The organism is Paenibacillus sp. NAIST15-1 (assembly GCF_001894745.1).
Taxonomy (GTDB): domain Bacteria; phylum Bacillota; class Bacilli; order Paenibacillales; family Paenibacillaceae; genus Paenibacillus_B; species Paenibacillus_B suaedae.
Genome location: NZ_BBYF01000007.1, coordinates 177,801 through 190,883, shown reverse-complemented (window position 1 = coordinate 190,883; position 13,083 = coordinate 177,801). Strand labels below are relative to the sequence as shown.

Annotated in this window: 12 protein-coding genes; 1 reads left to right on the top strand and 11 read right to left on the bottom strand. The window is 45.1% G+C overall.

Annotated elements, in window-relative coordinates; translation table 11 throughout:
• Positions 1-82: 82 nt before the first annotated feature.
• The 3 genes from nrdF to nrdI all read right to left on the bottom strand — a co-directional run bounded on the left by nrdF (position 83) and on the right by nrdI (position 3,639).
• Positions 83-1,081, bottom strand: a complete 999-nt coding sequence (nrdF, locus tag PBN151_RS17115) for a class 1b ribonucleoside-diphosphate reductase subunit beta (RefSeq protein WP_021260297.1) — start codon at positions 1,079-1,081, stop codon at positions 83-85.
• Between the two features lie 121 nt (positions 1,082-1,202).
• Positions 1,203-3,299 carry a class 1b ribonucleoside-diphosphate reductase subunit alpha gene (gene nrdE / locus PBN151_RS17110; RefSeq protein WP_072729958.1) on the bottom strand — a complete coding sequence of 699 codons (2,097 nt, stop codon included), beginning with the start codon at positions 3,297-3,299 and terminating at the stop codon, positions 1,203-1,205.
• The gene (nrdI, locus tag PBN151_RS17105; RefSeq protein WP_021253639.1) at positions 3,268-3,639 is read right to left on the bottom strand and encodes a class Ib ribonucleoside-diphosphate reductase assembly flavoprotein NrdI; all 372 of its coding nucleotides are present in this window, start codon (positions 3,637-3,639) and stop codon (positions 3,268-3,270) included. The genes nrdE and nrdI overlap by 32 nt, the downstream gene beginning before the upstream one ends.
• Before the next feature lie 630 nt (positions 3,640-4,269).
• Between nrdI and PBN151_RS17100 the strand changes: the two genes are divergently transcribed.
• Entirely contained in the window at positions 4,270-4,551 is a 282-nt protein-coding gene (locus tag PBN151_RS17100; protein ID WP_021253640.1) for a hypothetical protein, read from the top strand.
• Between the two features lie 156 nt (positions 4,552-4,707).
• On the opposite strand, the gene PBN151_RS17095 is transcribed toward PBN151_RS17100, so the two are convergent.
• The 8 genes from PBN151_RS17095 to PBN151_RS17055 all read right to left on the bottom strand — a co-directional run bounded on the left by PBN151_RS17095 (position 4,708) and on the right by PBN151_RS17055 (position 12,861).
• A complete protein-coding gene (locus PBN151_RS17095) occupies positions 4,708-5,472 on the bottom strand; it encodes an alpha/beta fold hydrolase (protein WP_072729957.1) in 765 nt (254 codons plus the stop codon).
• A 612-nt stretch (positions 5,473-6,084) separates the two neighbouring features.
• A complete protein-coding gene (locus PBN151_RS17085; protein WP_072729955.1) occupies positions 6,085-6,819 on the bottom strand; it encodes an ABC transporter permease in 735 nt (244 codons plus the stop codon).
• A complete protein-coding gene (locus PBN151_RS17080) occupies positions 6,812-7,732 on the bottom strand; it encodes an ABC transporter ATP-binding protein (RefSeq protein ID WP_072729954.1) in 921 nt (306 codons plus the stop codon). Before PBN151_RS17080 ends, PBN151_RS17085 begins: the two co-directional genes overlap by 8 nt.
• Before the next feature lie 71 nt (positions 7,733-7,803).
• Positions 7,804-8,871: a sensor histidine kinase gene (locus PBN151_RS17075; protein ID WP_370510429.1), complete on the bottom strand. Its 1,068-nt coding sequence runs from the start codon at positions 8,869-8,871 to the stop codon at positions 7,804-7,806.
• Complete coding sequence (locus PBN151_RS17070) at positions 8,834-9,556, bottom strand: response regulator transcription factor (RefSeq protein WP_072729952.1); 723 nt, start codon at positions 9,554-9,556, stop codon at positions 8,834-8,836. Before PBN151_RS17070 ends, PBN151_RS17075 begins: the two co-directional genes overlap by 38 nt.
• Before the next feature lie 197 nt (positions 9,557-9,753).
• Positions 9,754-10,629 carry a metallophosphoesterase gene (locus tag PBN151_RS17065; protein ID WP_072729951.1) on the bottom strand — a complete coding sequence of 292 codons (876 nt, stop codon included), beginning with the start codon at positions 10,627-10,629 and terminating at the stop codon, positions 9,754-9,756.
• Positions 10,630-10,814: 185 nt separating this feature from the next.
• A complete protein-coding gene (locus tag PBN151_RS17060; RefSeq protein WP_072730021.1) occupies positions 10,815-12,215 on the bottom strand; it encodes a sensor histidine kinase in 1,401 nt (466 codons plus the stop codon).
• Positions 12,208-12,861, bottom strand: a complete 654-nt coding sequence (locus tag PBN151_RS17055) for a response regulator transcription factor (protein WP_072729950.1) — start codon at positions 12,859-12,861, stop codon at positions 12,208-12,210. The genes PBN151_RS17060 and PBN151_RS17055 overlap by 8 nt, the downstream gene beginning before the upstream one ends.
• Between the last annotated feature and the right edge of the window lie 222 nt (positions 12,862-13,083).

Below are 13,083 nucleotides of genomic sequence, written 5' to 3'. Positions count from 1 at the left end.
GCTCTTATGACACGACAATACAAAAACAACTGAGCGTTCCCACTCAGTTGTTCTTGCATCATTCCTAGCAATCCTTATCATCTTATGCAAAGATATCGGATTGTTTGACACGATCGTTCAGCATTGTAAAGTCTTTGTCTTGCAAAGGCTCTACCTTGCCCTTTTGATACCCGCTTCCCTTCGTGGAGAAGAAGTCATGTGTACTTGTTTCGGTACGGATACCGTTCAAGACAACGGGGTTAACATCTTCTTCTGGGAAGTATTGCTCAAAGCCCAAGTTCATGAGCGCTTTGTTGCCGTTGTAACGAATGTACTTCTTCACTTCATGTGTAAGTCCAATTGCATCATATAGCTGCTCAGTGTATTCAAGCTCGTTCTCGTACAATTCAAGCATCAGCTTGTTCACGAATTGGGACAACTCACGCTGCACGTCCGCACTTTGCTTATTGTAAATTTCCTGTGCAAGCAAGCCTACGAACACGCCATGGACGCTCTCGTCGCGGATGATCAGCTTAATGATCTCACCGCTTGCTACCATCTTGCCTTGTCCAGCCAAATACAGTGGATAGAAGAAGCCGGAATAGAACAGGAAGCTCTCCAAGAATACCGATGCTACCATCGCTTTGTACAAGCTGATTGGATCGTTGTCTTGAATACCCTTATATAGGCCGTCAATGATTGCTGTCTTCTTCTGCAAGTGCTTATTGTCTTTTACCCAATCGAATGTCTCATCAATCATTGCTGTGCTAGCAACCGTCGTAAAGATGGTGCTGTAGCTCTTCGCATGAATTTCTTCCATTGCCGCTTGGAAGATCAGAATTGCCTTCTTCTGCTTCCCTTCTACATGCTGCGCAATAACCGGCATTCCCACGTTCCCTTGTTCTGTATCCAGCAAGGTCAAGCCGCCAAGCACATGCATATAGGCAAGTTTCTCATCATCGGACATTTTCGTCCAAGACTTCAAGTCTTTCGAGATTGGAATCTCCGTATCAAGCCAGAATTGGGACGTATTTTGCGTCCACAGCATTTCCATATAATCCGATTCAGGTCTGTTCCAGTTAACAGCTTCAAAGTTTCTCATCTACGAATCTCCTTCTAGAGGTAATTCAAAAAGACCGCTTTAGATCACGAAGTAATATACACAGTGCTCGGTGCTGAAAACCATCCTTTTTGAACTCTCATTTAATGCAGGTTGCGCTCAATTAGACAACGCAGCTTACACATTCATCGATTGTTTTCTTCTTCGTACGTGTATAGTAGAGCGTCTTAAGCCCCTTCTTCTGTGCGTAAATATAATATTTTGCAAGATCACGAGTCGTCAGATCATCCTTAACAAACAGTACCGTTGAGATCGCTTGGTCAATATGAACTTGAACATCCGCAACCAAGTCAATCAGGTTGAACATATCCATGTCATATGCTTCTTTGTAATAGAAGTAGTTCTCATCGTTAATGTAAGGCATTGGATAGATCGTCTTGGAATCTCCGTACTCACGCTCCTCGATGCGCTGAGTAATTGGCGCGATCGAAGCTGTAGACGACTGCAAGTACGAGATAGAGCCTGTAGGTGCGATCGCCAGACGGTATGCATGGTACAAGCCATGCTCCATCACTTGCTCTTTCAAGCGAGCCCAGTCTTCCAATGTAGGCATCGTGTGACCTTCGAACAATTCCTTCACGCGATCTGTCTTCGGAGTGAAGTCCGTGTTCAAGTATCTATCGAAATATGCGCCGCTCGCATATTCACTCTTGTCAAAGTCCGTGAACGTCACGCCGCGCTCTTTCGCAATCAGCATGGAACGTTCCAAGGAATAGAAGTTCAGCATCATGAAGAACGCACGCACGAAGTCTCTTGCTTCCATGGACTCATATGCAATCTTGTTCTTCGCCAAGTAACCGTGCAAGTTCATTGCACCAAGGCCTACCGAATGAAGCTCACGGTTCGCCTTCGCTACGGATGGAACGATACTGATATTGCTGCGGTCAGATACTTCTGTCAGTGCGTCCATAGAACGATGAACCGTATCACGCATCCGCTTATTCTTCATGACGTTAACAATGTTAAGTGAACCCAAGTTACAGGAAATATCGCGGTTAATCTCATCCTCAATGCCGTAATCGTTAATTGTGGACACTTCACTAAGCTGTGCGATCTCACTGCACAGGTTGGAGAATTTAACCTTACCGATTTCTTTCAGGGCATGATATTCATTCGTGTTATCTACGAACATGATATATGGGTAACCAGATTCCATCTGAATCTGTGCAATTTTCAAAACTAGGTCGCGAGCGACAATTTTCTTTTTGCGGACTTTCGGATTGTCTACGAGCTCATCATACATTTCGGAGAGATCCATATCATCCAAATGCTTGCCATATGCTTGGAATACCGTGTGCGGATAGAACAAGTACATGTCTTTATCCTGCTCAACAAGCTCGAAGAACTTGTTCGGAGCAACGACGCCGAGCGACAAAGTCTTAATGCGGATTTTCTCATCACTGTTGATTTTCTTCGTATCCAGGAATTCATGGATGTCAGCATGGAATACGTTCAAGTATACAACGCCGCTTCCGTCACGCTGTCCCAATTGGTTTGCGTAGGAGAAAGCATCCTCAAACAATTTCATAACGGGGAGTACGCCGCTTGCTTTACCGTCTAGCCCTTTGATCTGCTCGCCTGCACCGCGAATCTTGCTCAAGTTCAAACTCACACCGCCGCCAATTTTACTTAACTGAAGTGCGGAGTTGATCGCAAATCCGATCGAGTTCATGGAATCGTTCACTTCGAGCAGGAAGCAGCTGACGAGCTCTCCTCTGCGCTTCTTCCCTGCATTCAGGAAGGTTGGCGTTGCTGGCTGATACTCTTGTGCAATCAACAGATCTGCATATTCGAATGCTTTGTTCATATCTCCGCTCGCTAAGAACAAGGATACAACCGCCAGTCTGTCTTCATAACGTTCCAAGAACTTCGTATCATCATTCGTCTTCATCGCGTAGTTATTATAAAACTTGAACGCGCTCATGAAGGATGGGAAGCGGAATTTCTTCGAGTACAGGAACTCGTACAATTTCTTAATATCTTTAAATTCATATTGGTCGAAAATCTCTTTCTCATAGTAATCATTTTCGATCAAATAATGAATCTTCTCTTCAAGGTTATGGAAAAACACTGTATTTTGATTGACATAATCAACGAAGTAGCTCTTTGCTGCGTCGTGATCCTTGCCAAATTGAAATTTACCGTCCTTCTGAACCATGATTTCATTGTTAAGCTGTATCCATTTTGGTATCAAAGTCATGGACCTCCCGAATAAAGTTGTCTACATCTCGTTTTGTCCCGCTGAGTTCAAACTTCATCAGTACGGGGACGGAGTATTCTCTGGAAATATGGTCAGCTGCAAGCCCATACCGAGTGCCCCAGTTCATGTTGCCGCTGGCCGCGACACCTTGGAGCAAATGACTGTGTTCTTCCAGAAACTCTTGCGTGGACTGTGGAACTTGTCCGAACCCGGTCGTGTACGTAATCAGGATAAAGGGTTCATTAAGCTTGGTGTCAGGCGTGACACGAACACACTCCAAATCCAATTTATCGACGAATCGTTTCACGTTACCCGTCTTCGAATCGTAAGCGATAAGCACGTGACCCCTCCGTTGTTCGACTAGTTTGCAAATGGAACGAACAAAAAATGCTCATTCAAAAACAAGGATCAAAGCGATCGACACGTTGCGTACCCTAATTGCGTTTATGCTGTCGCTTTAATCTCTCAATCTCTGAATAGGCATGTCTTAGAATCTGGCGCGTGGCGCCGCTCGATTCCAATTGCTGTCACAATATATAGTGTATGTATCGCATTAAACCAACTATATATAGTTCGCTATAGAATCATATACAATTTTAAGAGAAATGGCAAGGTCCATTTTATGACGCTTTCTCTATCAAATTTCATGTCGACTATTGGCACAAAACATTACTATCGTACCACACCTCAGACGAATATTGGAGATCATTTATTTTGGAATTGTAGAGAAATACATGATAAAAAAATTCGAATATTCCCCTTTTCAGCGACGGGATGGCGATCTCTCCAATCTCAACTTTTTTTATTTAACCATGACATTGGAGTCAAATCAGCACATTTTTTGATTACCACATACACAATCCAAACATCGGATATGAACAAGCATATAATAATTGGAAGTGATTACTAGAAGTGATTACTAGAAGTGATTCATGTCAATTCATTTTGAATAGACGGAGGGAAACATCCGATGAGCAAATCTAAAGCGCTACGAACATCGAGATCATCTGATGTGGTAAATCAGGTGTATTCAAACCGGGTACTGCGATCTGAGTTTGATCGGAATTGGAGAACGGAAATTTCAAGAAGTGGGTATGTTATTTACATTGCAACTGCAAACCGGGCTAAAGTTGAGGTAATACTGTCAGGCGGGATAAACAAGCGATTGGTGTTTCCGAGAGGCGGAAGAGTGATCGTCGGTGGTGGCGGAACATCGCATTATAGCAAACCACATCGCACGATCACGATTTAATGATCATTGGTTAACTTGCATAGTATGATTATGAGTTACACTGGAACGTTAAGATATCGACCAGATACAGATATAGATACAGATATAGCGGCAGTACAAGACACCAGAGTCGTGTCTGACTGCCGCTGATTCGTGAAATGTCACGGAGTTTGTACCCTACGATTCATCCCCTGCTGCCAAAAAAGATAGAATGTGCGAGGCCATTTCTTGAGGATGCGTCAATGGGAGCATGTGGTCTGCACCTTCTATTTCGACGAAAGCAATACGTGGTATCCGCTTGAACTCCTCCGCGATCATGCGCATATCGTCCCACTCCACTGTCCCGTACATAAACAAGGTAGGAACCGCGATTTCCTCCAACTGTTCGATCGCAGGTGGCTGAGGCCATATCACCTCAAAGCTGCGCCACTCTGTGAAGACACGCGTAAAGTATTGGGTGTGCATATCAATAAAGATATCACGCTGACCGCTAGCCATGACCGTTCGATAAATTGGCCCCTCCAATGAAAACTGTATCATCTTGCCCACATCCGGAGCGAGTGAATTCAATTGCTGAATCCAGCCCCGATACGTCTCTGAGAAGATGAAACCTGTCAAGGATGGAGCAACAGCGATCAGTCGAGCGACTCTATCCGGGAAGGTTAATGTAAAGTTAGTAGCCAATTCTCCGCCTATAGAATGCCCAACTAGGGTCACCTGTTCCAGCTTCAGGTCGTCCAGCAGTTGACGTAAATCCTCGACAAGGTTGAACGGTACTTGCGGTACGGGCGATCGCCCCGTACCACGAGCATCAAAGGTAACGACCTGGTGAGTTGTTGCGAGAAGTGGTACTAGCTCCCCCCATGCCCTTGAATCGACGCCTCCGCTGTGAATCAGCACAATCGGCTCGCCTGTTCCATAAATCGAGTAGCTCAGATCCATTCATGCTCCCTCCCATGTGGCTTTCTATTGATTGTTTCACCTCATATATTAGATATGGATCAATATTCAGATCAATGATTTTTTGTTTTTTCTTACCTTACATTCCACAGAAGCACTACGATCCCATTCTGGTCATCGCCAGTATCCAGATGGAGAAACCAACCCGATAAGGAAGTTTCCTTACTCGATGGAAATTCCCCAGCAATCCATACTCATTTCCCGTGCTTGTACTCTCATTTCCCGGGCAACCGCGCGGTTTCGAGCCATTGTGACAGTGATGTTCAACATAATCACAGAAAAACAGAGTCAGTTCCATGCCGAACCTCACTCCTTTTTGTCTCTTCAAGCAGCAATGTGCATAACCATGCAAAAGAATGATCCGCTACGGAAATAAGAAATTTTATTTTTGCAATGCCTACCTATTCCCCATCTCATTCATATTGCCTCTTGAAGGGAGATCATCATCATAAAACACTTGCTAAAGGTTGTAGCTGTATTCCTGATTGCTTTGATCCTCATTCTCTACGCGTCCGCCATGTTGTTTGGTAGAGAACGTAAAATAGACCGACCCGGAGGTCGATCTGCTTCAATTAACTTCCTATATATTTCACTTCATTTAATATCCATTCTGTTGAAATACAGAACGCTTGCTACTAAGCCGAATAGCGAAGTGATACCGACCGCAATAAACGAGTATAGAGGCGGATAATCCGCTACATAACTTTGTGTCACAATTACATGTGCAGCTGACCAAGGGAAAATCGCCTTGTAATCGGAACTGATCACGGTAACATTCCCTAACGTGATCACCGCTGTGAACATGATGGTCGGCACATAATTTTTGAATAAGAAGGTTACCCAAATCGTCGGTGTGGACAACAGGAACATAAGGACAGCACCTAGTACATAGTCACCCAATGAAGACACCAGTACCGTGGCACTTACCCCGTCTGATTTGATAAAAAATCCGAATCCCAATGTAAGCACCCATGCCACCATCGTCAATAGAAGTATCCATATGAGCAGCATAAGCATTTTGCTCGCGATTAGAGCAACTCTTGATACCGGGATTGTAAGCAGGTTCTTGAGTGTATCCTCCACAAATTCTCGATTGAATAAATATGCAGTAATAACACCATACAACAGTACTCCAAGCAGCAGCATCACATTCAGATTCGTGTTATAAAATGAAATTTCGAAAGGGATTACTTTCTCTGGCTCACGCTTCATCTGGCTCAAGTATGCGATGAACATCATAATTGGTGCGGCAGACGCCCCAATTATACTCACGAGAAACATCTTCGATCGTTTCAGCTTCAATAACTCGGTATAGAGCAAATTAACCAATCGTACCACCACCAATCCGCTTTACGAAATAATCTTCAAGCGTGTCCTCGTGGAGTGTCATTTTGAACACATCAATATCGTTCTGAACAAACATCTTATTCAGCTTGTTCTGTTCTCCAATCCGTGAATATACACGTATCAATCCGTCACCATGGATTTCATAATCATGGACGCCCGCTCGCGACTCGAGCAGCATCGCTGCCTTATTGTCATTGGACACACGGAACTCGATATATCTGCGATTTCGTTTATGCAGCTCTCCAATTGAAATTTCCTCAAGCAGCTTCCCCTCATGGATAATTCCAAGCTGGTCGGCAAGCTGCTCAACCTCGGATAAAATATGACTGGATATAAGCACAGTGATGTTGCGTTCTACCGCTAATGATTTAATGAGCTTGCGCATCTCCTTAATGCCAATCGGATCAAGGCCATTCGTTGGTTCATCAAGAATAAGCAGCTCTGGATGATGCAGGATCGCTCTGGCAATCCCGAGACGCTGCTTCATCCCCATCGAATATTGACCTACCAGCTTCTTCGTCTCTTCCTGCAGCCCCACCGTTTCTAGTGCTTCCTCCAACGCATTTCGTTTGTATACGCCCATCAGCTTCGCATTAATGAGCAAATTCTCATATGCCGTTAAATTCTCATAGAATCCGGGATGCTCCACCATCGAACCGATTCGGGACAGGATTTCTCTAGGCTTAGCGTTCAATTGCTGCCCGAATAGTTCAATTTCCCCTTCTGTAGGCTTGATTAATCCAAGCAGCATGCGGATAGTCGTTGTTTTGCCAGCGCCATTGCGACCAAGAAAGCCGTATATCTCGCCTTGCTTCACATTCATGTTCAGATCATGAACAGCAATCTGTTCCCCATACTGCTTCGTGAGCCGGGTCGTACGTATGATCGTGCTCATGCAGCACCTCCTGAGTAAGTCTACTATTATCGTAAGGGGTTGATTTTAAATGCTGCTTAATGAGTTCTTAACTATCTCTTAACTGGTGGCAATGTCTTTCGAATGGGAATATTGACGATAAAGGCAGTTCGGACATGCGGCTCGCTTAACACGGAGATGTGCCCGCCAAGCTTATCGACAAACGCCTTCGTAATTGCTAATCCTAGCCCGCTACCGCCATGAAGCAGACTCCGTGATCGTTCGGAGCGGTAGGTTCGCTCGAATACCTTCGTTAACTCGTCCACTGGAATTCCCGGCCCTTTATCCCATATCGTAATGGCAATGTTCGCCCCATTCCGCTCTAGTTCCACCCCTAATACCTGACCATCCTTGCCATACTGTATCGCATTCTTGATCAGGTTGTTCAAAATTCGGATGTACCCATAGCGATCCATTGCAACCATACAGGACTCCTCAGGAATCTGAACCGCTAGATCCATACCGTTCTTTTTCAACTCTGGCAGAAATGAAATCAACGCTTCCCTCAGCAGCTCCGCAGCATCTAATGACTCCCATCTCATCTCGACTTCATCCGCATCCAGCTTCGCCATCTGGAAGATATGGTCGATCAATTCCTTAAGCGCTTGCGCCTTCGCTGAAATAATCGCAACACACTCATCCCTCTCTTGCTCTGAAGAGATATGTTCATCCTGCAATGCATCGACATAACCGATAATCGAAGTAAGCGGTGTTCGTATATCATGCGAGATATTAGCGAGAAGCCTCTTGCGGGCAGCATCGGATCGAATTGCATTCACTTGAAGCTTCTCCATCTGCTCAATTAATTCATTAATCGAAAAGAGCATCTCATCATACGCCTCAGATTCATTCGCCAGCAGTCTCGTATTGACATTGCCGCGAACAGCACGCTTCACGGCGGCAGCATGGCTCCTAACCTCCGCTATAAACCGAACACGTCTGTAGAGCAGCAGCGCAGCAACGGTAAACAACACAGCAAACAGCCCCCACCTGTATATACCTAGAGGCTGTATTGTCATACTATCGATGACGAACCATATAGTTAATCCCATTAATAAAATAACCAGCATTAGACTGTTTTTGTCATGCCTCATCGCGTTCACCTGTAAACTTATAGCCAATGCCCCACACCGTCTGAATCAGCTTCGGTTCAGATGGGTCTGTTTCAATTTTCAGCCGAAGCTTACGAATATGAACCATAACTGTATTATCGTCCTCAATGTATTCTGATCCCCACACCTGTCTAAAAATCTGCGTCTTCGTAAATACCTGCTCAGGATGAGAAGCGAACAATCTCAACAACTCAAATTCCTTGGCGGTCAGATTTACTTCTTGCCCATTGCGGGTAACTACATATTTTTTAACATTAATTATTAATCCCTTAAATCGCATGGTTGCTGAACCTTCTTCTGCAAGGCTACCGGCTTCGCTGCCTAGGATCATGAATCTTCTCAGCAATGCCTTGCTCCTTGCAACCAGTTCATGTATGCTGAAGGGCTTCGTCATATAATCATCAGCACCGATACCCAGACCTACAATCTTGTCCATCTCTTCGTCCTTCGCCGTCAGCATCAAAATGGGCACATTGCTTCTCTCCCGAATACGACGGCACACCTCTACTCCATCTATGTAAGGCATCATTAAGTCGAGAATGATAAGATTATACTTATGCTGCTCGAACAATCGCAGCGCTTCTTCACCGTGAGCTGCTGTATCTACCGTGTATAATTCCCGCTCTAAGTACTTCTTCAATAAATCTCGAATCTCTCGCTCGTCGTCGGCGACAAGCACGCGAATAGGCTGCATCGTTCCGTTCTCCCCTTATATCTATCGTAGATTACCCATATCTGATTCGCATTCTACATACTTGCAAATGTAAGTGTAACGAATCTAGCAGCCAATTGCACGTGTTTGCCAATTTCCATACGCTCGTGTCCCTTCATCGGGATGCAAATGGATAAACTAGTGCCCTATCTGTTCTCCAAGCATTGCTGTGAGAGTTCTCACGAACGCATCAATGTATGAACCGTAATTTCAGGCTTGCTTAGGAAACGGACAGGCAGTTCTGTCGTCCCGATGCCTCGATTGACATAGAGTTTCATTGGCTTGTTCAGGGTAGTTGTTCCCTCGATTTTATACATCCCCTCAACATACTTCTTCGCTAATGGCGGCGTGTATATCGTGCCGTACCACGGCAATTGAACTTGACCCCCGTGACTGTGGCCTGATAATTGCAAGTCGATCGGATAATCGATAACTTGATCGGCAACATCCGGCTCATGCACGACGAGTAAATTGAAGTTGTCAGGTTCTAAGTCTTTTAGCGTTCCATGTATATTGGGCGTACCTAACAAGAAATCATCAAGCCCACTAATGGTGATATATTCATCATGATTCGGGAGATGAATTTGCTTGGTATCGTTCACGAGTACAGTGAAGCCTGCTTCCTCCATATAAGGCTGATAAATCCGGCTGCCTCCTCCACCGCGATCATGATTGCCGAATACGGCATACTTGCCTAATGTTGCTTGCAGCTGTCCTAGTATTCGCTGGGAACAGTCTCTCCGATTTCCATACGCATTGAAATTGTCAACCATATCTCCCGTAAACACAATAATATCTGGATGTTCTTGATTAATCCGATCAACAAGTTCAAGCAGCTGAACATCATTGAAATGATCCCCCAAATGAACATCGGAAAAATGTACAATCTTCATCCCATGAAAACTTGGAGGGATATACCGATTTAGTATCATCTGCCTCGTCACACTTAAGCTGTTCGGTTCCAGCTTTATGCCATAAAATAATGTTCCTGCAAGCAGAAGCAACACAATCAGAGACACACGAATCGCATGCTTGCTCCACTTCTTGTCCTTCATGATCTCACCTCAACCCAATCATAGGAGATCAATGTTACGCCAATATGACAAAATGAAAATAGCCATCAAGAAAACCAGTCTGCGTGAACATGATCATCTAATAACGAGAGCATGAAATTTATTGCTTACATACAAAAAAAACTGCCTTTCAGCAGTATATTGAAAACACTACTTGAAAGGCAGTTTTACATCTGCTCCCCCTGCTTGCATAGAGGAAGCGCAATATGAAATTCGATATCTCCATTGTGCAGTCGCACGCCATAAGCCGCCTTGTGCTTCTGCAGGATCCCCTTCACAATAGCCAGACCAAGCCCTGTACCACTAAGCTGCTTGTTCCGCGAGCTCTCAGCAACGAAGAACGGCTCCCACAATTGCTTCAGCTGCTCTTCAGTCATGGAGAATGTACATCCATTCCGAATGAACAGCACTAACGCATCATCCTTGTTCGTAAGATCAATCTGAATTTTCCGATTCGTCGTATATTTCATTGCGTTCGATACGAGATTGTTCAGCACCATTTCAAGCTTGACCCTATCAGCCTGGACGCAAAAGCTTTCCGCATTCTGATCATTTAAGGTCAACTCAATCGAATGCTGCTGCAGAGGTAGCTCATATTTCGCAATGACTTGTTCAAGAAGATTAACGACATGAACATTTTCAATGTTCAGCTCTTCCGTCTGCAAGCGAGACCATTCCAACAGCTTCGTAACGAGCTCGGACATATCATCCGTTTGCGACTGTATGACATCCATGTAGGTACCGTCATCCAGACCATCCTTCACCCCTGCGGAATATGCCTTGATCACGGCAAGCGGTGTCTTCAGTTCATGTGAGATGTCACGAATAAGGACACGCAAGTTCCGGTTCTTCTCCTCCAGCTCCAGATGCGCTTGCTTCAGCTTATCACTCATCGTATTAATGCTGTGTGCAAGCTCCTCAATCTCATCTCCTGTTCGGATGTCCACTGTCCGGTATCGTCGTTCGGCGATATCCTCCGCCGTATTCTTAAGCTGCTCAATTGGCTTCACCGTTCGCTTGGAGAACCAAGCAGTGAGCAGGAGGGCTAGAGTGAGCGCACCTACCGCAATAATCGAATTGAACTGATTGACGATACGTATCGTCTCGCCTGAATTGGCCACCGATTCGCCTACAGCGAGAATCATTCCTTCTTTCATGACAAACGTAACGAGAACGCTCGACTTCAACTTCTCCTGCTGATACGACTTCGTAACTATCCCACCGCGCATTAGCTCTGCAAGGCTCTCTTCCGTAAGCCAGAATTTGCTCATCGCAATCCGCTCCCGCGTAAATTGTTCACGCAATGTCCAATTCAAGCGGTCAATGTCATGGTCGTAGGGGGTATGAACGATTGTGAAGTGGTAATCATCCGCCACCCGCTGAACTTCTTCAAGGAGCTGCTTCGACTCTATGCTGAGCAACCTCTCCACCGCTTCCGTCAACGCAGCACGCTTCTGATGGACAAAATAATTCGGCATAAAGAACGTATTCACACAATACGAGAGTCCGAACACTACGACAAGAATAAGTGCAATTTGCACAAACAGCTTGCGACTAAGCTTATTCATGGCTATTCGGATGCTCGAAGCTGTAGCCCATACCACGGTGCGTCCGTATCCACTCCTCGCCGATCTTCTCCCGCAAGCGGCGTATATGCGTATCTACCGTACGTTCCTCGCCGAAGTAATCATAGCCCCATACATGATCAAGCAGCGCTTTGCGCGTTAAGACCTGCCCCTTATTCAGAATAAAAAACTTCATCAATTGAAATTCCTTCTTCGTAACTCGCAGATCAATTCCACGCTTGCTAATCTTCTGTCCTTCCATATCTACCTGGATATCCCCGAATAGATATTGTGCCTGCATGTTCAGCAGCTTCTTCGCCCTCACCAGCAAAACCCGAGGATCGAACGGCTTCCGCATATACTCATCCGCTCCAGAATCAAGAGCTGTCAGCTCATCTTCATGCTCTCCCTTGGCCGTTAGCATGAGCACCTTTAACTTCGAATTCGATTTGATTTCTCGACACAACTCAATCCCGCTCATCTGCGGCATCATCCAATCGAGCACTGCCAAGTCCAGCGGTTGGTTGTAATAGATCTCAAGCGCTTGATGCCCGTTCTCCGCCGTAAAAGTTCGAAAGCCCTCTTTATCAAAATAAGCCGCTAAAATTTTCAACATATGCGGCTCATCGTCTGCAATAAGTACATTCATCTACTTTGTATCTCCTTACCCTTGTCTGTCTTGCGTTGAGTGCATTCTATATTATTGCATTTTTAATTGAATAAGGAAAACCCCACTGCTATACTGGAAGCAACAATAATGAGGAGGCGTTAAGATGAAGTGCGTAACATCAACTGGGGCAGGTATTGATCGGGGATAACGCATAACACCCCTGTAAACTGCGCAATTCCCCTTTAGCAAGAGAAAGGGGAT